Here is a 19,690-nt window from a genome sequence, read left to right as displayed (position 1 = left end):
ACGATGAGCATCGATTTCTACTGGCGCATTCCCACCCATGGATGCAGCAGCTCGCTGCGCGAACGCAGCAGCAATCGCGGCGACTGGACGCCGCTCGTGCCCGGAAACCAGGCGCCGGGGCTGGTGAACGGCGAGCCTGACGGCACCAGCTATCTCGATCACATGGCCGAGATCGCGCGCGCGGCGGAAATTTCCGGGTTCGTCGGCGGTCTGTTGCCCTCGTTCCCGATGACCGACGATCCCTGGGTGATCTCGGCAGCATTGGCACGGGCGACCAAGGCTTTTCGCTTCATGATCGCGTTCCAGCCGGGTTTCCTCAATCCCGTGCGCGCGGCGCGGATGTCGGCGAGCCTCCAGCGGGCGACCAACGGACGGGTGGTCTACAACATCATCACCGGGGGTGGCGGTCCTGCCCAGCGCTGGTGGGGCGATCCTTTCGAGCATGACGACCGCTATGGCCGTACCACCGAGTTCCTCGACGTGATGAAGGGGGTGTGGAAGGACGGTCCGTTCACGCACAAGGGCCGCTTCTACGAAGTGGAGGATGCCGCGCTGGCTCCGGCTCTGGGGCGAGAGGACTTGCCGACGATCTACTTCTCCGGATCTTCCGAGGCGGCGTTGCAATCGGCGGCGCGCCATGCGGACTATTACCTTTCCTGGCTGGAGCCGTTCCCGCAGCTGGCCCAGAAGTTCGACCAGGTGAAGTCGCGCACGGCCGAGATCGGGCGCGGCATCAAGTGCGCCATCCGGGTCGAGGTCGTCGCGCGCAAGACCGAAGAGGAAGCCTGGCGCGAGATCGAACGGGGCTTCGCCAACGTCAAGGCCGAAAGCCGGGAGGCGTTCGGCGAACGGCGGGGCGACTCCGTGGGTGTTCGCCGCCTTTCGGGACTCGGCGTTGCGGAGGCGCGCGATTACCGCGACCTGATCGTCTCGCCCAATGTCTGGGGCGGTTTCAGCTTGCTGCGCCCCGGCCCGGCGCTGGGCATCGTCGGCAGCTACGAGAACGTGGCGGCGCGGCTCGACGAACTTATCGGGCTCGGCGCGGATTCGTTCATCCTCGCGGCAACCCCGCATCTCGAAGAAGCCTATCGGGTGGGCGAGGAAGTCCTGCCGCTGCTGGGCCATCAGGCGGTGCAGCGGTTGGAAGCGGCAGAGTAGCGTAGACCGGCACTACAAGAAAAGCCCGGCGCAGCATTTGTTGCGCCGGGCTTTTTTCGGAGTTGCGACGGATTCTGAAGGTCAAGGTTGGGCGGAGTCGCTCCACCAGCCTTCGAGCTTGAGGTCCTTCACGGCCTGATCGACGTAGCGCCGGTCGACCAGGTGAGACACGTCGACCTTGCTGCGCGTCAGGCCGGTGCGGAATGCATAGTCGGCCACGAAGTCGAAATGTTCCTGGATGGTCGGCCGCGGCAGCGGCGAATAGCGCTGACGCCAGGGGAGCGGGTTGTTGTCGGAATCCTTGATGACGGCGGCGAGCGGCGTGCCGCCCAGAGTGCCCCACGAAAGCACGGTGTCGCGGTTTTTCTCTTCGCTCGACCACTTCGCCTGCCGCACGAAGGCGGTGACGACGGTCTGCACGATGTCGGCGTGGGCATCGAGGAAGTCCTTGCGGGCGAAAGTACCGGCGGCCATCTTCCAGCTTTCCGGCGCATTGCTGGTTGACCAGAGGATGCGCGCCAGACCCTTGTCCTGCAGCACGTAGGCTTCGGCCTGGATGAGAACGATGGCATCCACCTTGCCGCTGGTGAGCGCGGCCTGGCCGGCCACCGCATTGACGTTGATGATCTTGAAGTCATCGAGCGTCATGCCCTGCGACTGGACGTAGCGCGCGAACCCGGCTTCCCAGGGACGGCCCCGGTGCAGGGCGATCTTCTTGCCCTTGAGGTCGCGCAGGGTGCGGGCGGAGGAGTTTTTGCCCACGGCGAGGTAGATGTTCGTGCTGCTGCGGCTGGGTACGACGAGCCGCAGGTCCACGCCGCCGGCCATGGCGATCACCGAGGGCAGATCGCCATACGCGGCGAGATCGATCGTCTTCGCCGCGAAGCCTTCGTTGACGACGGGGCCGCCGACCGAAGCGGGAACCGGCACCCAGCGCGCCTTCCAGCCCTTTTTCGCCAGTTCGGCATCGAGCCAGCCGTCTTCCTGGATGCGGGCGAGGCCGCCGATGAATTCGTTCTTGCCGTCCTTGGGAGAGACGATGCCGGCGATGTCGACGACTTTTTCTTCCGCTTGGCCGCCCTTGGGTGAACAGCCGCCGGCCAGGGCGAGCAGCGGAAACAGCAGGGCCAGTAACGTGCGGCCTTTGATCATGGTGGAAGCTCCGAAAGGAAGGGGCGTTCAGCCGCGCGGGCGCGTGGGGAAAGTGACCAGCGTGCCGTCTTCCTCGCGCGGTTCGCTGGTCAGCTCGGCAAGGATTTCGTCCTTGAGGCGGTGCAGCAGCGGCGAGGCGCGGTCGCGGGGATGCGGCAGGTCGACATCGACGATCCGGGCGATGCGGCCGGGGCGGGACGACATGACGACCACGCGGTCGCCGAGGAACAGGGCCTCGTCCACGTCGTGCGTGACCATGATCATCGTCGTTCCCGCCTCCATCCAGATGCGCTGGAGTTCGGTCTGCACCTTGACGCGGGTGAGCGCGTCGAGCGCGCCCAGCGGCTCGTCGAGAGCCAGGACCTTGGGTTCGTTGACGAGGGCGCGGGCGATCGCCGCGCGCTGCGCCATGCCGCCGGAAAGCTGGTGCGGATAGGCCTCGCCGAAGTCCGACAGGCCGACCAGCGCGAGGTGTTCGGCGATCAGGCGGTCCCGCCGCTCGCGGGGGAGCTTCTGGTTGAGCAAGGCAACCTCGACGTTCTTCGCCACGGTCATCCAGGGGAACAGGCGGTGGTCCTGGAACACCAGCCCCCGTTCCAGCCCGGTGCCCGCCACCCGCGCATTGTCGAGCCGGATTTCTCCGTCGTAATCGGTATCGAGGCCGACGATCAGGCGCAGCAGCGTGGACTTGCCGCAGCCGGAAGGGCCGACGATGCTGACGAATTCGCCGGGCCGGATCGCCAGGTCGATGTCGTCCAGCACGGTCATGGCCTTGCCGCCCATCGCATAGTGCTTGGAAAGGCCGGAGATGCGGACGGCGCCGGTTCCGTCATGCGCGGGCCGGTGGGCGGGATCGCGGAGTGTTCGGTGGTCGGTCATGGCCTATCCTATTTTGCGGCGGCGCCCTGCCAGCGCAGCAGGCGCGCGCGCAGGAGAGCGAAAAGCTGGTTGAGCGCGAAACCCATCACGCCGACGCAGGCGACGCAGACGAGCACTACGTCGGTACGGGCGGCGACTTGGGCCGCCATCATCTGGGTGCCGAGCCCGGCCGTGGCGCTGAACAGCAATTCCACGCCGATGGTGGCGATCCAGGAGAACGCGAGCGCCTGCGAAATGCCGGTGAAGATCAGCGGAAGCGCGCTGGGCCAGGCTATCAGGCGCAGCGCCTGCATCCGGGTGAAGCCGTAGAGGCGGCCCACCTCGGCGTGGCGCTGCTCGATGGCCTGCATCCCCTTCTGGGTGTTGAGCACGGTCGGGTAGAAGGCGGAGAGCGAGACGAGCAGCAGCTTCGCCCCATCGCCGTTGCCGAACCACAGCGCCACCAGCGGCAGCCAGCCAAGGATCGGCACCTGACGCATGGTGGTGATCAGCGGCGAAGCGGTGCGGTCCAGCAGGCGGGAAAGGCCGGTGGCGATGCCGGTCGCAATGCCGATCGAGCCGCCGATCAGCAGCGCGGTCAGGGCGCGCTGGAGGCTGGCACCGGCGTGGAGGAGCAGGGTGCCGTCGGCCAGCATCTCCGCGAAGCTGCGGGCGATCTGTTCCAGCGGCGCGAAGGCATAGGCATGGCCGGCGCTCTGGTGCGATTCCCATTCCCACCAGCCCAGCACGAGCGCCGGGAACAGCAGGGCGAGCGCCAGGGCGCGCAGGCGCGAGGTGAGGCGGGCGGCGAGTGGCATTGTCATGCCGTCCTCCAGCGGGTCAGGCGACGTTCGAGGCGAACCATCGAACCGTCGAGCAGGAAGCCGATCAGCCCGGCGACGAAGACACCCGAGAGCACCACGTCGATCTGGAACAACTGGCGCCCCATTTCCATCATCTGTCCAAGCCCGCTGTCGGCGGCGAGCAGTTCCGCGGCCACCAGTGAAAGCCAGCCGCGCGTCAGGCCGAGCCGCAGGCCAGTCAGCACTTGCGGCACCGTGGCGGGCAGGATCAGCCTGCGCAGGAACGGCAGCAGCGGCATGCGATAGAGCCGCGCGACTTCGCGGTGGCTTTCGGGAATGTCGCGCACTGCGTCGTGGGTGGCCAGCGCCGAGGGGAAGAAGCTCGCCATGGCGACGATCACGATCTTGAAGCTGTCCTCGACGTCGAAGAACAGGATCAGCAAGGGGATGAAGGCGATGACCGGCACCTGCCGCACGCATGTGAACGTGGGCCAGAGCAGCCGATGGACTCCCTGCGAAAGAGCCATGGCGGTGCCGATGACGATGCCGAAGATGCTGCCCGTCACGAAACCGTTCGCCAGGCGGTAGAGGCTTGCCAGCAGGTGGCGCTCCAGTTCACCGCTGGAAGCCAGGGCGAGCAGGGTGGCGCCGACCTGTTCGAGCGGCACCAGCACCTGCCGAGGCCAGATGCCGCTGAGCGCCGCGATTTCCCACAAGGCCAGCAGCGCGGCGAGTGGGGCGATCCGAAGCAGTCCGGCGGCGATTGTCGGGCTTCGGGAACTTATGGCTTGCACTGCGGGGCAACTCCTTGCGCCAACGCGATCTGATGAGATTTCAGCAAGGTCCGTGCCATTCGCCGGAATGGGCCGATTACGGGTGTGTGTTCGGGGCGGCGCCAGCCCGGCCTGTCGAAATTTGCGCAGTGACTGTGCGGATAGGGCCAGTTTGACGGCTATGTGCAGCTTTGGCCGTGGCTGCGCAGTTCTGCGCAGCGATCCCGGCATTTTCGGTGCCGTGCGAGCCTGATGCCCGGTTTTGCGCGAACGGCACGTTCGTTGCTTTTGGAGGCGGACCGATCATGCCGAGAAAGGTTCTGCGCAGATGTCGACACCCGATACCCCGCCCGCCATGCCCCGTAGCCCGCTTGGCCGACGTCTTGGCGCCATGCTGGTCACCGCCGCGCTGCTGATCGCTCCGCCCGTCTCGGCTCAGGGCGTGCCGCGCGCCGACCCGGAGCAGGGCGACGGCCGGGTCTCCCCGTTTTACGAGTGGAAACAGGCGATCCCCAAGACACCCGGCAAGTTGCTGCGCAGCGAGCCGCTGCCGGAAACCATCGGCCTGGCGAGCGCCGGGCGGCAGCTTCGCATCCTCTACACATCGACCAGCGGTTTCGACGGCAGGACCCCCATCGTCGTGTCGGGGGCGCTGTTCCTGCCCAAGGGCAAGGCGCCGAAGGGCGGCTGGCCGGTCATCGCCTGGGCGCACGGCACCGTGGGCCTCGCGGATATCTGCGCGCCGTCCTGGGCGGGGCGTTCCTATCGCGACACGGTCTACCTCAACCGCTGGCTGGCGCAGGGCTATGCGGTCGTCGCGACCGATTACCAGGGGCTTGGCGTGCCGGGGCCGCATCCGCTCATCAACATTCCCGCGATCTCCTACGGCGTGCTCGACAGTATCCGCGCGGCGGTGAACGGTGTGCCCGAAATCGCCAACAATGCCGTGATCGTCGGCCAATCGCAGGGCGGAGCCGCCGCTTTCGGCGCGGCGTCCTATGCTCCGACTTATGCGCCGGATATTCAGCTCAAGGGTGCGGTCGGCACCGGGGTGATCTACAATCGTTCGCCCGAGTTGCCGCCGCTCCCACCGCCGCCGGTGAAGCCCAACCCCAATGTCTTTGACGAAGCCATCGTCTACAGCCTGTTCGGCTTCGTGGTGGCGCAACAGTTCGATCCCGCGCTGCAATTCTCGGACGTGTTCACCGAAAAGGGCACGGCCCTCGCCGAAAAGGCCCGGACTAGCTGTCTAGCGGCGGTCGAGGCCGATGCCCAGTTCGGCGCCTTCACCCGTGCCGAGACCTTCCTGGCCACGCCGGGAGAGCGCTACCGCCGGTTCCTGGCTTCGGCCGACGAGCGGGCCGCGCGCTACAGCCGTTACCCCACGCTGAAGCTGGAAGTCCCGATCTTCATCGGCACCGGCGCTTCGGACCTGACGCCCTCGGCGCTCAACCAGTTGACCTTGATGAAAGACGCCTGCGCCGCCGGTTCGGTGGTCGAGGGGCATGTCTATGCGGGGCTGGGGCACAGCGCGACGGTCAATGCGTCGCTGCGCGATTCGATACCCTTCGTGCAGAAACTCTTCGCGGGCGAAAAGATCGCGCCGGTTTGCGAGCCGCACTTGCAATAGCGGGCGCTCTCTTCTGATGGCTACCCTTGCGGATCTTCCGCCATGATGATCGCAAGCAGGCCGGGGAAACGGGCGTCCAGATCGCTCCGCCGCAAAGCGGCGGCCCGGCTGTTGCCACGATCGACCTGGCGGATCAGCCCGGCGTGGCGCAGCACCTTGAAGTGATGGGTCAGCGAGGCCTTGCTCACCGGAAAGCCGAACGAGGCGCAGGTCCGCTCGCTGTCTTCGGGCAAGCGCGCCAGCGTGGCGACCACGTGCCTGCGCAGCGGCTCGGCCAGCGCCGCGAGGACGGCGCCGAGTTCGATCTCCTGAAGGTCCGGATGCCCTTCTTCGTCACGCATGTAAGGTAAGCCTTATATATTACCTAAAGAGCAGGTATGGCCGCCTTCATACCAATGGAGGTGAAAATGTCCAAGAATGCACCCGACGTGCCGCAGCCCCAGCCGGGAGAGGTCGGCCCTTACGCGCTCGTGGGCACTGTGCGGGCGCTGCCCGGCCGGGCCGATGCCCTGGAAGAGCGCCTGCTGTCGATGGTGGCGCCCACCCGGCTGGAGGAAGGGGCGCTGGCCTATCATGTCCATCGCGACCGGGCCGATCCCTCGCTTTTCGTGTTTTACGAGGCATGGCGTTCGCGCGAGGATCTCGACCTGCATCTGGGGATGCCCTACGTCGCCTCTTTCCTGGAAGAGCGCGGCGATTATCTGGAGGGCGATCTCCAGATCACCTGGCTGCGCATGGCAAGCCCTTACGCAAGCTGATCGCGACCTTCTGCCGCCTTGCTTGGCAGTGGATCCGAAAAGGGTGCGCAGGTCTTCCGGCTGCGCGCCCTTTTCAAGACCGACTTCTAGAAATTGACGCCGAACTGCGCGACGATCGAGCGGCTGCGCGTGGGTTGCAGGAAAGCGTTGGTCGATCCGGCAAGCCCGCTCACGAAGTTGAGCTGATCGGTCAGGTTCAGCACCTGGATCGCCGCGTTCCAGCGCGGCTGGCGGTAGAACACGCCGAGGTCGAGATTGTAGCTCGTGGGAATCCTTACGGTCTTGCTGAGGTTGAGATACCAGGGACTCGTCAGCCAGCCGGAAAGCTCCGCGCCGAAGCCGGAGGGGTGACGCCAGTCGATATAGCCGCTGAGGTTGTACTTGGGGATCTGCACCGCATCGTAGCGGCCGGCGGGAAGCTGGTTCAGCACGTTGCTGTCGCTGAACACGGTGCCGTTGTCCGGCACGAAGCCGCGCGGGGCGAAACCGGCCTGCGAGGTATATTCGTTGTAGGCGGAAAGGTAGTTGAAGTTCACGCCGGTGCGCCAGGTCTCGCTCGGCTGGTAGCGCAGCGTGGTTTCGATGCCCTTCACCTTGAGGCGGGCGATGTTGTTGAACTGGTCGGGACTTTGATCGCGCGCCTGCCGGAAACCGGCGAGGGTGAAGAACAGCTGGCCCGCGATCGGCTCCGCCTTGAGGCCGACCTCGTAGAGTTCGCTCAGGCTCTTGAACTGGAGCGGATTGAGCAGGTTGGCGGCGGCTCCGCTGCCCCAGCTCAGGCCATTGGCGAAGCCGCCGGTATTGATCGCGATCGAACGGTCGTAAGTGAAGTAGATCGTCGTGTTCGCGGTCGGCTTCACATAAGGGCTGACCTGGACCGAATAGAGCTTGTAGAGTCCGCTGTCCGCGCGGTCGCTGCCGCCGGGCAGCACGAAGGGATTGCGGATGGCAGCGTCCACCCAGCTATGGCTCGCACCCGCGTTGAGCCCGGCAAACGTGCCGAACTTGAGGTTGTGCTGGGTGAAGATCGTGGTGGTGCTCCACTTCGACTGCGACGTATAGGACGCCACGGATTCCGCGTAGAGGCCATCGCCCGCGTAATACATCGGCGGCAGGTTGAGCCAGCCGAGCGAACTGGAATATTGGGGCACCCCGGCCGTTCCGATCCAGGCCGCGTTGCCGCCGTTGGGATTGGATCCGGTCAATCCCAGCAGGTCGCCGGGATTCTTGGTCGAGGGATCGAGCGTCAGGTCGTAGGCGTAGATGTTGAAGAAGCTGTTGTTCGCCGCGATAGAGCGGTTTGTCTCGCGGCGGTAGACGATGCCGGTATTGCTGTCGTCGTCGATGTCGAGTCCGAAGAGGTTCTCGAAGTGGTGGCGCAGTTCCAGCCGGTTATCGAAGATACGATCGCGCGACTGGACGTTGAAAGACCCGGTTGCATCGGTCACATCGTTCGAACGCTGGTAGAACGTGCTGTTTACCAGGCTGGTGTTCTCGTCGAACTCGTAGTTCAGGCGAAGCTGCGCGGTCACGCGTTTGGCGGTGCTCTTGTCTTCCGCGCGCTGCGAGCGCTGGCGCGAGAGCTTGACCAGTTCGTTGCCCTCCAGCGAAGGATCGTAGACCCAGCCGCGCACGGTGCCGGGGCTGGTCTGGGTATTGGGCGAGGCGGTCTGGAACGAGCCGGGGACGACGACATACTGGCCGTCGGCATTGCGCGCGCGCCTCACCCAGCCCTGCGTCGCCGAATCCGCGGCACCCGAGGCGAAGACCGGCGACCAGTACGTGGAGCCGTTCTGGATCACCGGCGTTGCGCGACCGGCATAGTACAGGCCGTCATCGACCAGTTCCTGGGTGGCACGGTTCCAGCCGTGCGTGACGTTCCAGTCGTAGTAGTTGTCATAGGAAAAGTTCAGATCGGCGCGGAACTGACTGTTGGGCTTCCAGGCCAGTGCACCGTAGAGGGCATAGTAGTTGTTCTTGACGTTGTCGTAGTAGTCGTCCTGCTTCTGCACCGTCACGCTGGTACGATAGGCCAGCGTGTCGCTGATCGGGCCGGTATCGTCGCCGGTCACCGTGAAGGCCAGCTTGCTGTCGCCGTCCGGGATCAGTGTGCCGATGCGGGTGGAGAGGCTGGAGCGGCGCTGATCGAAATCGGGCTTCTTCGAGATGTAGTTGATGTAGCCGCCGCTGCCCGTCACCGATCCGAAGATCACCGAGGAAGGCCCCGCCACGATATCCGCGCCTTCATAGGCGTTGAAGTTGGCCGGGTGGCGCACCGCATAGCCGCGCTGGCCGTCCTGGAACACTTCGGACGCCTGGCCGCGAAGCTGCGGCGCGATCCCCGCGTTCTGGCCGCCGCCACGGGTGATGCCCGGCGCATATTTGGCCAGGTCGTCGGAACTCGTGATGATGTCTTTGGTGAGCTGCTCGGCATTGATCTCCGTCACCGAGCGCGGAATGTTGAGGATGGGTTCGGCGGTGCCGTAGATCGAAGTCGGCGCGCGCGTCGGGAGGACCGAGGTTTCCTTGTTGAGGCGTTCGCCGTTGACCGTGATGGACGCGGCGGCTCCTCCGGCCTCTTCCTCCGCCTCGGTGGACAGGCCCGTTTCGGCATCGGCGTAGCGGGTTTCCGCAAAGGCCAGACCCGGCCAGGCAAGCCCGATGATGCTGATGCCGTAAAGGTACTTGGTGACGCGCATGAACTGCTCCTGCTTCGAGCCGGTGAATCCGGTGATTTTCCGGGGTGAAGCCGAACGCCCTGATGCAGGCTCTTATGGATCGCGCCACCCTCGTGCATCCTCAAAGCAAAGGGTGTGCCAGAGGAGGTATCGGCGGTATTTTTGCGAAGAAGCTCCGTAGATATGGTGATTTGCCAGCAGTGTTGCTGGTCATTGAGCAGTACCGGGAGCAATTCCAGCCGCCTCCGCGGGCGGTGGCGGAGACTGTGGGCGGCCTGTCGGGAAATGGCCCGGGTCTTGCTTCAAGAGCTGCGTGGCGAGCCCGACGAAACGCGACTTCGCGCCGCGAACGCGGTGGGCATCGCCGCCTGAATAGAGCAGGAGGTTGGACGGACATGGCAGTGAAGATCTTGTGGTATCTCACGGCGCCCGATGGTGTCGTGCCCTGGGAGGAAAAGGGGCGCTGGGATACCGGCTTCGATCACCTTCAGCAGCTTGCGGCGACGATCGACAAGCTGGGCTATTACGGTGCGCTGCTCGCGACCGGCTACGGCGGGAACGACGTGCTCACCGTGGCGGCGGCGACGTTGCCGGTAACGCGGCGCATGACGTTTCTCGGGGCCATACATCCCGGTCTGCTCTCGCCCGCGAAGCTTGCGCAGATCGCGCTGACCATCAACACGTTCTCGAACGGGCGTCTGGCGCTCAATGCGGTGAACGGCAACGACGCAACCCAGCAGGCCTACGGCATGCATCTTGCGCACGACGAACGCTATGATTTCAGCCTCGAATACTGGCGCGCCTTCAAGCATGCCTATTCGGGGGCGCCCGAAGGTTTCCATGGCAAATACGTGCAACTGGCGCCGCCGCCGCAGGGGGGATATCGCCCCGCCCATGCCGGAGCCGAGCGGCCGCCGGTGCCGCTCTGGGGCGCGGGAACTTCGGCGCCCGGCGTGGCGCATTCGGTGCAGCTTCTCGATACCTACCTCAGCTTTGCGGATACACCGCAGCGGCTGGGCGACAAGTTCCGCCGCGTCGGCGCCGAGGCGGCGAAGCTGGGCCGTACGCTGGATTTCGGCACGCGCCTCCAGATCATCGTGCGCGAGACCGAGGAAGAGGCCTGGGATTATGCGCAGTGGCTGGTCGACCAGACCTCGCTCGACTACGCGCACCAGTCGCTGAGGCGACAGTTGCCGCGCGGCGAAACGCTGGAAGCCTATCGCAGCCCGAACGAGCAGGTGAACCGCAATCTCGCCGCGATCCGCGCCGGACGATTGCCAAAGGCGCGCGACTACGAGATTTACCCGAATATCTGGACCGGCCCGGCGCTGCACGGTTTCGGACTGCTGGGGCCGGGGGCGGGGACCACCCTTGTCGGCAGTGCGGAAAACGTCGCCGCGCGCATCCGCGGGTTCGAGGCGCAGGGGACCAAAGCATTCATTCTCTCCGGCTGGCCGCTGATCGAGGAAGCGCACCGCGTGGCGCACCTGTTGTTCCCGCTGCTCGATCTCGACCACGGCTTCGAGGTGCCGCTGCTCAATGCGCAGCGGTCGCGTTCGTTCGTTTCCGCCAATTGAAGGACAGGCAGTCATGACCGCCCCACTCGCCGCCGAAGCGCTGGACCAGATCTTCGGCACTGCCCGCAGCAACCATCGTTTCCAGGATCGCGCCGTTAGCGACGCGACGATCCGGACGCTCTACGAACTCGCCAAGCTGGCGCCCACCGGCTTCAACGCGCAGCCCGCGCGCTATGTCTTCATCCGCAGCGAAGCGGGCAAGGCGAGACTGGCTCCGGCCTTGTCGGGCAGCAACCGCGAAAAGACGCTTGCTGCTCCGCTCAACGCCATCGTCGCCTGGGACAGCCGGTTCTTCGAGCATTTGCCTGCACTCCTGCCGGGGCGCGACGTGAGCGCGTTCTTCGTCGAGGAAGCGCGCATCCGCTCAGCGGGCACGTTCAACGCGGCCTTGCAGGCGGCGTTCCTGATCGTCGCGGCGCGTGCGGTGGGACTGGACGCAGGCCCCATGACCGGCTTCGACGCGGCCGCTCTGGACCGGGCGTTCTTTCCGGACGGTCGGCTCCGGTCGCTGCTGGTCCTCAACCTGGGCTATGGCGATCGCCGGGACATCCGCGAGCGAGGACCGAGACTGGCTTTCGAGGATGCGGTGCAGATCGTGTAGGTATCCGGAGAAAGGGGAGCGTTCGTTCGCTGGCCGCTCCCCCTTTCCTCGTCCTACTCGGCCGCGACGGCAGTTTCGGCCGCGACAAGCACCGAGGCTTCCGCCAGCGGCCCATGGTCGATCCACGTGCGCACGTCGAAATCGCTTTCCAGGAAGCCCCAGTCGCGAAGGAAATCCTTCTGCGCCGAAAGACCGGCGATGTAGCCCTCGGTCAGTTTCGGGTGCAGGCTGGTCGCGTAGCGGGGGAAGGTTGCGGCGATGGTCCGGCGATCGGATCGGCCATCCTCGCGGGTGAGGGCATCGAGCGCCTCGCCGGGATTGGCCTCGGCCCAATCGGCCGCGCGGATCAGGGCGGCCAGGTAGCGCACCACCAGATCGCGATGCTCGGCAAGGAACCGGCGATGCACGGTGAGCGGGCGCGGCGTGCCGTTGTTGATCTGGTGCAGGGGATCGGGCTGCTCGGTCAGGCGGACCAGCTCGCGCAGGCGTTCCGCGTGCTGGTTGAACAGGCGCAGGCCCGAGGACTGGCGCAGGAACACCGCATCGACGCGGCCGTCGAACAGGGCTTCGAGTTCCGCCGAGCCCGAGCCGCTGCCGATGCCCCGCGCCACCGGCACATCGACGAATGTCACGTCCGCCGGTCCAAGCCCCGCGATCGCCAGCCCATTGGCCAGTCCATGGAGATTCGCGCCGCGCTGGAAGTCGATGGAGATGTCCGCGCAGAGCGGAACCGCCAGTCTTTTGCCGCGCAGTTCGGCCAGCGAGCGGATGTTGCTGTCTGCACGGACGACGATGGACTGGAATTCGTCCACCCAACTGATCGCCAGCACCACCGTGTCGGCGCCTTTCGATCGCGCCCAGATCGGGGGAATGTTGCCCCCCTCGCGCAGCATCGCCGGGTTCGAATGGTCGAAGTGGCTTTCGCGTAGCGCGGGGTCTTTCGAGTCCTGGAGCGAGCGCAGCACCGCGCTGCCGTCCGCGAATTCGTCGTGCAGGAAGTTTTGCTGGATTGCGATGGTGGAGGCGGTCGCTCCGCCGCAGCGGGTGAACCAGATTTCGGTATCGCTCATGGCAAGGTTCTTTCGTTGAAACGGCTCAGGTGCGGCGCCAAAGGGCATCGGTGCGCCAGGCGGAGAAGGCGGTACGGTCCGGGGCCACGCCGCCGATCAGGCTGGAGGCGGCGTCCTGGTTGTTGGCGAAGCCCCAGATCAGAAGCCCGCCGCGCTCGTGCTGGATGCGCTGCGCTTCGCCGACGAGGACTTTGCGCTTTTCGACATCGGGCTGGGCGGCGGCGGCAGTGACCAGCCGGGTGAACTCGGTATCGTCGAAATGGGTGCGGTTTCCCGCCGAGCGCGGCCCGTCGTGCTGTTGCAGCGTGAGCAGGAACGGACGCGAGACGCCAACTACGGTGCTGAAGGTCCAGTTGTTCTTGTCCGGCCCGTTGAAGATGGAATCGTCGACCAGCTTGATCTTCACTTCGACGCCCGCTTCCCGTGCCTGTTGCGCAAAGACGATCGCCGCATTGCCGCCCGCCCCCGCCGTGGTGACGAGCTCTACGGTCAGGCCGCCGCTATGCCCGGCGGAACGCAGGAGGCTGCGCGCCTCGGCCAGGTCGCGACGGCGCTGGGGGATGGCGTGGTTGAAAGTGGGATCGCTGGGGGAATAGAGATCGTTGGCGACGCGGCCCTGACCATGCAGCACGCGTTTCACCAGTTCCGGGCGGTCGGCGATCAGACGGAAGGCCTTGGCCACGCGGGGATCGTCGAACGGCGCCTTCGACAGGTTCATCGCGAAGCCGTGCCAGGCGTCGGTCTCGGAAGAGACGACCTCGAACTGGGCGGCGTTCTTGAAGAACGCGAGCTGCTCGAAGCCGATGCTCGGGGCAATGTCGACCTGCCCGGTCTGCATCGCCTGAAGCCGGGCGATCGGATCCTTGAAGTCGATGATCTCCACTTCGTCGAGATAGGGCTGGCCCTGCTTGTAGTAGTTCTCGAACCGGCTGAACACCGATCGCTGGCCGGGGGTGAAACTCTTCAACCGGTAAGGGCCGGCACCCACGGGATTGCGCACCGGATCGTAGTCGGTCGGCACGATCCCGCCCCAGCTCATCCACAGTTCCGGAAGCGCAGCCAGGCCGTGGCCCTGCTCGAAGGGAATGCGGACGGTCAGCGGGTCGAGCGCCTTCACGTCTCCGCGCCGCAGCGAGGGCAGATAAGAGCCGTAGGGAGAGGCGAGGCCGGGATCGGTGAGCCGCAGGATCGAAAACACTACATCCTGCGCCAAGATCGACTTGCCATGGTGAAACTCCAGCCCCTTGCGCAGGCGGATCGTCCATTCGGTGGCATCGTCGTTGACTTCCGCGAATTCGGCGAGAGCCAGTCCGGGATTGGCGTTGCGCTTCCACTCCCACAACTTGCTGTAAAGCGCCCAGCCGCGAAACGATCCGGTGCCGAGCGGCTTGTGCGCGTCAAGGTTGCCGGTCTGCGCGCCGGCGATGATCGCGAGGCGGGCTTTTCCACCGCGCTTGGGCGTGCCGCCAGAGGGAGCCTTGCCTTGCTTTTCCCCGCTGCATCCAGCGAGCAGACTCCCGCCCAGCATGATGCCTCCCGAAAGGGTCGCGCCGCGGGCGAGGAAGGCGCGGCGCGAGTGCGAGGTGATCCCGCTCATCGCTGGGCATCTCCGTGCGTGCCGCTTGCGCGGTCGGCGGCTTGGGGCAGGGGTGGGGACACGATGCTCTCCTTGCGTGATGTTGGCGAAGGAGGGGAGCAAGGGCCATGCCAACCGTGGGATGGCGCAAGTCTCGTCGTTCCGGGCGGTCAAGGTTGCGCGAGGTTGCGCAGTCCCGATCGCCGGAATTGCTGATTTCTGCGCAAACGGGAGGAAGGGCGGCCGAGAAACCGCCGAGGTTCGCCGACTGGCACGGATACTGCTTTGCATGGCTGCACATCTTGTGGAGTGCCGTCATGACCATCGAGTTCTTCGCACGCCTGCCCCTGCACGGCGAGACCCAGTTCATTCCCGGAGACAACCGCAATCGGGGGGACTGGAACCGCCAGCCCCACCTGAGCACCGGCGCGGTCTCCTCGTTCGAGGTCGGCGACGGTTTCGCCTATATCGACTATCTCTCGCAAGTGGCCCGCGCAGCCGAGATCAACGGTTTTTCCGGGGCGCTGCTCGTCAATGCGCCGTTCGGCGACGAACCCTGGATCGTCTCGGCAGCGCTGGCGCGCGAAACGAAACGGCTGCGCTTCGTCGATGCCTTCCATCCCGGACACTTCAGCCCCTGGCAGGCCACGCAGATGGCCGCCAGTTTCCAGCGGATCAGCGGTGGACGCCTCGTTTGGAACGTGATCCAGGGCGGTTCGGATGGATTGCTGCGTGCCAATGGCGAGCCGTTGCCCCATGACGAGCGTTATGCGCGGGCCATCGAGTTTCTCGATCTGGTGAAGGGCTTCTGGAGCAGCGAGAGCTTCCACTACAAGGGGCGCTATTACGAAGCCGACGGCGGCGGCCTGCGCGGCCCTCTGGCGCGGGCGCCGATACCGACGATCTGCTCCGCCGGCACGAGCGAGGGCGCCAAGGAACTCGCGGCCCGGCATTCCGACTATTACCTCGTCCTCGCGGAATCTCCCGAGCATGTCGCGCGGAACATCGCCGATGTGAAGGAACGAGCGGCGAAGTACGGTCGCGCCGACAAGATCCGTTTCGGCGTCTCGGTCGATGCCATAGCGCGCGAGACGGACGAACTGGCCTATGCCGAAGCCAGGCGCTTCTTCGACGAAGGCGTCCGTGCGGGCACCGTCAAGGCCGCCGCCGAGCGCTCGACCCAGATGTCCGATACCAATCGCGCGCGCTTCGAACGATACAACGGGCGCGAGGTGAACGACTTCGACGACCTCTTCGTGGAGCCGCATCTGTGGGGCGGATTCGGTTACATCGGCATTCCGCCGGGCTTCGCTTTCGTCGGCAGCTACGAGAACGTCTCGGCGAAGATCAGGCAGTTCGCCGACCTCGGGATCTCCTGGTTCTTCCTGAACGGCTATCCCCACCTTGAGGAGATCTACCGGCTGGGCGAGCACGTCCTGCCGCGCTTCCGTCCGTCGCGCCTTGCGCTGGCCGACGAAGGTGGGCCGGAAACGGAACAGCCGCTTCCGCTGGTTTCGGGCGGCGGGCTGGCCGCGCGCGGCAACGGTTGAGGAGCAGGCGATGGACGGATTGACGAGACGCGGCCTGATCGGCGGGGCAGCGGGTGCGGCGCTGTTGCTGTCGGGGTGCGGCAGGCGCAGCGAAAGCGCGGGCGAGGCGCCCGCTGCACCCCGGCGGGGCGGCAAATTGAGACTGGGCATCCTCGACGGCGAGCGCTCGGGAAATCTCGACGCGCACAAGCCGCTGGGGTTAGGCAGCACCATCCGGGGCTTTGCCATGTATGCCAAGCTCTGGGAATGGGACGGCAACATGCAGCCGCGTCTTGCCCTGGCAGAATCGGTCGAGCCCAATCGCAACGCCAGCGCCTGGGACATCCGGCTGAAGCCGGGGCTGGAGTTCCACAACGGCAAGACGATTACCGCGCAGGACGTGCTGTTCTCGATCCGGCGGATCACCGATCCGGCACTGGCCTCTCCTTACGGCGCGCTCGTTTCACCCGTTGATCGCGAGGGCGCGAGAGTGCTCGACGAACGCACCGTGCGCATCCCGATCCGGGAAGGGCGGGGTTTCGTGGCGCTGCCGGAAACCTGGACCAACTTCGGCGGCATCGTGCCGGTGGACTATCATCCGGTCAGCAATCCCGTCGGAGCGGGACCCTACCGGATCGACCGGTTCGAGCCGGGCCAGCGGGCCACGTTCAAGCGCTTCGACAATTACTTCAAGCCCGGTCGCCCCTACCCGGACGAACTCGAAATCATCGAGTTCAAGGACCAGACGGCGCGCATCGGTGCGCTTCTGGCAGGGCAGATCGATCTTGCGAATGCCATCCTGCCCGAACAGGCCGGTCTGATCCGGCGCGACAGTCGTGCCCGTATTCTCGTTTCGCCGACCAATGGCTGGCAGTCGTTCGACATGAACACGAAAGACGGGCCTTTCGCCGACGTGCGGGTGCGGCAGGCGTTTCGCCTGCTGGTGGACCGCGAGGAACTGGTGCGCCGGGCGCTTCAGGGAGAGGGGCGCATCGCCAACGACCTCTATGCGCCGCAGGATCCCACGTTCGACCAGGGCATAGCGCAAAGACGGCAGGATATCGAACAGGCGCGCAGTCTGCTGCGTCAGGCCGGGCAGGAGGGCCTGCGCACAGAACTGGTGGTCGGCCCGCCCCATGTCGCATCGGCGCTGGTGCTGGCCGAACAGGCGAAGAAGGCGGGCGTGGACCTGCGTCTGCGCCAGGTCGATGCCGCGACTTTCGCTGGCTCGGCGAAAACGAGTTGGTCGATCAGCACGGGCGGAACGCTGGGCGTTCCCTGGCTTTCCACCGCGCTCCATATCGATGCGCCGACCTCGGTATCCAACAAGACCAACTTCCACGATCCGGTCTTTGCCCGCCTGTTTGGCCAGGCCCTTGCCGAACCCGGTCTCGCGGCCCGTTCGCAGCTTGTCCACCAGATGCAGCGCATCCAGCATGAGCAGGGCGGCCTGCTGATCTGGGGCTTCGCCAATACTCTGGACGGCGTCGGCCCGCGCGTCGGCGGTATCGAGGCGGAGCACTCGCACTTCCCGACCTGGCGCTTCGATCGGATGTGGGTGTGAGCATAATCGCGCAGTCCCTTCGAGGCGAAGTGCGCAAATCTGCGCATTCATGCCGAGGCGGAGTGCTGGATCGCCGGATATGCGCGATTGGCACGGTGCTTGCTCTGGCGTCGGACATGACGGAGTTCCAATGACCGACAATATTCACACCCTTGGCGAGGCGGCCGCAGCGGGCCGTCTCGAACGCATACTCTTCACCCGCTGCCCGGTGCCGACGGCTTCGGGGATCGCCCATTCGCTCGGCTGGCTGAGCGAGGAATTCGCGCGGGACGGCCTTCGCGTCGAAGCCCTGCAGGACAAGCCGCGCGCCATGCGCGCCCACCACAACGAACATGACCTGGCCGGGCTGTTCCGCGAGGGCGGCAACATTCCGGCACTCGCCACCAAGGCCAAGGGCACGCCGACGCGGCTGATCGGCCTGACCTGGATCGACGAGTGGCAGGCGATCCTCGTTCGCCGCGAAACCGGCCCCATCGAACCGGCCCAGCTCAAGGGCCTGCGGATCGCACTCCCGGCCTGGAGCATCACGCGCGGCAGCAGCATTGCCAGAGGCATGTCGCTGGCCGGCATCAAGGGCGCGCTGGGTATCGCCGGACTGACGCTGGAAGACGTGACGTTCGTGGACGTGCCGCTGGCGCCGCCTTCGGAAGATTCCTCGCTCAATCTCGCCAGGATGTGGTCGGGGATCGACGCTCTGGCGGCCGGCAAGGTCGATGCCGTCTATGTGAAAGGCGCGTCGGCGGTGGAGGCCGCGAAGCGCGCGGGCGTCGTGGTCGGGATCGATCTGGACGGCTATCCCAGCCGTCACACCCGCGTCAACAACGGCACGCCGCGCCCGATAACCGTCAGCCGCGACCTGCTCGACAACCATTTCGATCTCGTCGTGCGGTTCCTCGAACAGACGCTGCGCGCGGCCGATTGGGCGGCGCATAACCTGCCCGCTTTGCGCGGTATCCTGCAGAAGGAAACTTACGCGGGCGCCGCAAGCGTAGAGGCCGCATACCGCAACAACTTCCATCGTTCCCTGCACCCCGATCTTTCCGAGGAGCGGGTCGGACTGCTCAAGAAGCAGGCCAATTTCCTGTGGCTTCACGGTTTCCTCGAACACGACGTGGACGTCGATGCGTGGATCGACCGCAGGCCGCTCGAAGCCGCTCTCGAACGCCGTGCGGGAAGCCGCGCCGCCTGATTTTACCGAGGAGACCCAAGATGGCTACTGCAGTCCAGACCCCCGAAGACACCCATGCCCTCAACTCGACAGTGCTCGATTTCGCGAATGAGGTCGTCGCACAGGCGGCGGAAATCTTCCGCGCCTACCGCGAGACCGGCACCATCACCGCCAACGGCACCGTGGGCTTTATCGAACGCGTGCCCGGCGAGGACAAGATCGTCAGTGTCAACCTGCCGCATCCGTTCGATCGCAGCATTCACAGCGTGAAGCCGCTGTCCTTCACCGTGACCGGACTGGACGGCACGGCTTTCAAGGGGCGCCCGAACGGACGCTATCTGAAGGTGTTCAACCAGAACCCGACGATCACCTCGCTCAGCCACGTCCACTCGCCGAATCTGGGCGCCTGGGCGCAGAGCCATCGCACGCTGCCGATCAGCTATGTGCCGGTCCAGCGCTTCCACCTCGCGCGCGAATTGCCGGTCTATATCGATCGCCGGCAGGACGAGCAGGACTTCATCAACGAGAAGCTGGCCGAAAACCCCTTCACCCCGGCGATCCTCGAAGCCAACGGCGGCGCCACGGTCTGGGGTTGGAAGGGGCTTCGCGACCTGGCCGAATTCATTCTCCTGCTGGAAGAAGGCGCCGATATCCAGATCAAGGCCCAGGCGCTTGGCGGATCGCGGACTTACGGTCCCGGCGTGCTGCGCCAGCAGTGGAAGATGAGCAAGCGCTACGACGAGGCCCGCAGCCTCGGCCTGCTGCCCGTCACCGATCTCGACTGAGCCGGAGCAC

Annotated in this window: 17 protein-coding genes; 9 read left to right on the top strand and 8 right to left on the bottom strand. The window is 65.7% G+C overall.

The features are described from left to right. Positions 1-3: 3 nt before the first annotated feature. The gene (locus V7066_RS20240) at positions 4-1,158 is read left to right on the top strand and encodes an LLM class flavin-dependent oxidoreductase (protein WP_334184786.1); all 1,155 of its coding nucleotides are present in this window, start codon (positions 4-6) and stop codon (positions 1,156-1,158) included. An 81-nt stretch (positions 1,159-1,239) separates the two neighbouring features. On the opposite strand, the gene V7066_RS20235 is transcribed toward V7066_RS20240, so the two are convergent. From V7066_RS20235 to V7066_RS20220, 4 genes are read right to left on the bottom strand one after another with little or no spacing between them, the layout of a single operon-like run. Next, the gene (locus V7066_RS20235) at positions 1,240-2,310 is read right to left on the bottom strand and encodes an ABC transporter substrate-binding protein (protein WP_334184785.1); all 1,071 of its coding nucleotides are present in this window, start codon (positions 2,308-2,310) and stop codon (positions 1,240-1,242) included. Between the two features lie 27 nt (positions 2,311-2,337). After that, complete coding sequence (locus V7066_RS20230; protein ID WP_334184784.1) at positions 2,338-3,189, bottom strand: ABC transporter ATP-binding protein; 852 nt, start codon at positions 3,187-3,189, stop codon at positions 2,338-2,340. Positions 3,190-3,197: 8 nt separating this feature from the next. After that, the gene (locus tag V7066_RS20225; RefSeq protein WP_334184783.1) at positions 3,198-3,992 is read right to left on the bottom strand and encodes an ABC transporter permease; all 795 of its coding nucleotides are present in this window, start codon (positions 3,990-3,992) and stop codon (positions 3,198-3,200) included. Continuing rightward, a complete protein-coding gene (locus V7066_RS20220) occupies positions 3,989-4,765 on the bottom strand; it encodes an ABC transporter permease (protein WP_334184782.1) in 777 nt (258 codons plus the stop codon). The genes V7066_RS20225 and V7066_RS20220 overlap by 4 nt, the downstream gene beginning before the upstream one ends. A gap of 307 nt (positions 4,766-5,072) precedes the next feature. Between V7066_RS20220 and V7066_RS20215 the strand changes: the two genes are divergently transcribed. Then, the gene (locus V7066_RS20215; protein WP_334184781.1) at positions 5,073-6,374 is read left to right on the top strand and encodes an alpha/beta hydrolase; all 1,302 of its coding nucleotides are present in this window, start codon (positions 5,073-5,075) and stop codon (positions 6,372-6,374) included. A 20-nt stretch (positions 6,375-6,394) separates the two neighbouring features. Here the strand turns inward: V7066_RS20215 and V7066_RS20210 are convergent, their stop codons facing one another. Further along, on the bottom strand, positions 6,395-6,715 hold the full coding sequence (locus tag V7066_RS20210) for an ArsR/SmtB family transcription factor (RefSeq protein ID WP_334184780.1): 321 nt from the start codon (positions 6,713-6,715) through the stop codon (positions 6,395-6,397). A gap of 66 nt (positions 6,716-6,781) precedes the next feature. Here V7066_RS20210 and V7066_RS20205 point away from each other — a divergent pair, with 66 nt between their 5' ends. Further along, complete coding sequence (locus V7066_RS20205) at positions 6,782-7,132, top strand: putative quinol monooxygenase (RefSeq protein WP_334184779.1); 351 nt, start codon at positions 6,782-6,784, stop codon at positions 7,130-7,132. 86 nt (positions 7,133-7,218) lie between these two features. Here V7066_RS20205 and V7066_RS20200 read toward each other — a convergent pair whose 3' ends face one another. Then, the gene (locus tag V7066_RS20200) at positions 7,219-9,831 is read right to left on the bottom strand and encodes a TonB-dependent receptor (RefSeq protein WP_334184778.1); all 2,613 of its coding nucleotides are present in this window, start codon (positions 9,829-9,831) and stop codon (positions 7,219-7,221) included. 374 nt (positions 9,832-10,205) lie between these two features. Here V7066_RS20200 and V7066_RS20195 point away from each other — a divergent pair, with 374 nt between their 5' ends. Next, positions 10,206-11,387, top strand: coding sequence for an LLM class flavin-dependent oxidoreductase (locus V7066_RS20195; protein ID WP_334184777.1), 1,182 nt, complete (start codon positions 10,206-10,208; stop codon positions 11,385-11,387). A 13-nt stretch (positions 11,388-11,400) separates the two neighbouring features. Next, entirely contained in the window at positions 11,401-11,988 is a 588-nt protein-coding gene (locus V7066_RS20190) for a malonic semialdehyde reductase (protein WP_334184776.1), read from the top strand. 53 nt (positions 11,989-12,041) lie between these two features. Here V7066_RS20190 and V7066_RS20185 read toward each other — a convergent pair whose 3' ends face one another. Further along, the gene (locus V7066_RS20185; RefSeq protein WP_334184775.1) at positions 12,042-13,058 is read right to left on the bottom strand and encodes an ABC transporter substrate-binding protein; all 1,017 of its coding nucleotides are present in this window, start codon (positions 13,056-13,058) and stop codon (positions 12,042-12,044) included. Between the two features lie 25 nt (positions 13,059-13,083). Beyond that, entirely contained in the window at positions 13,084-14,655 is a 1,572-nt protein-coding gene (locus tag V7066_RS20180; protein ID WP_334184774.1) for an ABC transporter substrate-binding protein, read from the bottom strand. Positions 14,656-14,951: 296 nt separating this feature from the next. On the opposite strand from V7066_RS20180, the gene V7066_RS20175 reads away from it, so the two are divergent. The 4 genes from V7066_RS20175 to V7066_RS20160 all read left to right on the top strand — a co-directional run bounded on the left by V7066_RS20175 (position 14,952) and on the right by V7066_RS20160 (position 19,680). After that, entirely contained in the window at positions 14,952-16,184 is a 1,233-nt protein-coding gene (locus tag V7066_RS20175) for an LLM class flavin-dependent oxidoreductase (RefSeq protein WP_334184773.1), read from the top strand. A gap of 10 nt (positions 16,185-16,194) precedes the next feature. Beyond that, on the top strand, positions 16,195-17,727 hold the full coding sequence (locus tag V7066_RS20170) for an ABC transporter substrate-binding protein (RefSeq protein WP_334184772.1): 1,533 nt from the start codon (positions 16,195-16,197) through the stop codon (positions 17,725-17,727). 130 nt (positions 17,728-17,857) lie between these two features. Beyond that, entirely contained in the window at positions 17,858-18,916 is a 1,059-nt protein-coding gene (locus tag V7066_RS20165) for an ABC transporter substrate-binding protein (RefSeq protein ID WP_334184771.1), read from the top strand. 20 nt (positions 18,917-18,936) lie between these two features. Then, positions 18,937-19,680 (top strand): class II aldolase/adducin family protein, encoded by a 744-nt coding sequence (locus V7066_RS20160; protein ID WP_334184770.1) that lies wholly within the window; start codon positions 18,937-18,939, stop codon positions 19,678-19,680. Positions 19,681-19,690: the final 10 nt, after the last annotated feature.

Source organism: Novosphingobium sp., from assembly GCF_036820275.1.
Taxonomy (GTDB): Bacteria; Pseudomonadota; Alphaproteobacteria; order Sphingomonadales; family Sphingomonadaceae; genus Novosphingobium.
The sequence above is the reverse complement of the archived record's forward strand: the minus strand, read 5'-3'. Positions and strand labels throughout refer to the sequence as shown.

Coding starts and splice junctions, on each gene's coding strand:
- V7066_RS20165 (WP_334184771.1), top strand. CDS start 17,858: ATGACCGACAATATTCACACCCTTGGCGAGGCGGCCGCAGCGGGCCGT.
- V7066_RS20205 (WP_334184779.1), top strand. CDS start 6,782: ATGTCCAAGAATGCACCCGACGTGCCGCAGCCCCAGCCGGGAGAGGTC.
- V7066_RS20160 (WP_334184770.1), top strand. CDS start 18,937: ATGGCTACTGCAGTCCAGACCCCCGAAGACACCCATGCCCTCAACTCG.
- V7066_RS20230 (WP_334184784.1), bottom strand. CDS start 3,189: ATGACCGACCACCGAACACTCCGCGATCCCGCCCACCGGCCCGCGCAT.
- V7066_RS20190 (WP_334184776.1), top strand. CDS start 11,401: ATGACCGCCCCACTCGCCGCCGAAGCGCTGGACCAGATCTTCGGCACT.
- V7066_RS20210 (WP_334184780.1), bottom strand. CDS start 6,715: ATGCGTGACGAAGAAGGGCATCCGGACCTTCAGGAGATCGAACTCGGC.
- V7066_RS20240 (WP_334184786.1), top strand. CDS start 4: ATGAGCATCGATTTCTACTGGCGCATTCCCACCCATGGATGCAGCAGC.
- V7066_RS20185 (WP_334184775.1), bottom strand. CDS start 13,058: ATGAGCGATACCGAAATCTGGTTCACCCGCTGCGGCGGAGCGACCGCC.
- V7066_RS20235 (WP_334184785.1), bottom strand. CDS start 2,310: ATGATCAAAGGCCGCACGTTACTGGCCCTGCTGTTTCCGCTGCTCGCC.
- V7066_RS20170 (WP_334184772.1), top strand. CDS start 16,195: ATGGACGGATTGACGAGACGCGGCCTGATCGGCGGGGCAGCGGGTGCG.
- V7066_RS20200 (WP_334184778.1), bottom strand. CDS start 9,831: ATGCGCGTCACCAAGTACCTTTACGGCATCAGCATCATCGGGCTTGCC.
- V7066_RS20215 (WP_334184781.1), top strand. CDS start 5,073: ATGTCGACACCCGATACCCCGCCCGCCATGCCCCGTAGCCCGCTTGGC.
- V7066_RS20225 (WP_334184783.1), bottom strand. CDS start 3,992: ATGACAATGCCACTCGCCGCCCGCCTCACCTCGCGCCTGCGCGCCCTG.
- V7066_RS20180 (WP_334184774.1), bottom strand. CDS start 14,655: ATGAGCGGGATCACCTCGCACTCGCGCCGCGCCTTCCTCGCCCGCGGC.
- V7066_RS20195 (WP_334184777.1), top strand. CDS start 10,206: ATGGCAGTGAAGATCTTGTGGTATCTCACGGCGCCCGATGGTGTCGTG.
- V7066_RS20175 (WP_334184773.1), top strand. CDS start 14,952: ATGACCATCGAGTTCTTCGCACGCCTGCCCCTGCACGGCGAGACCCAG.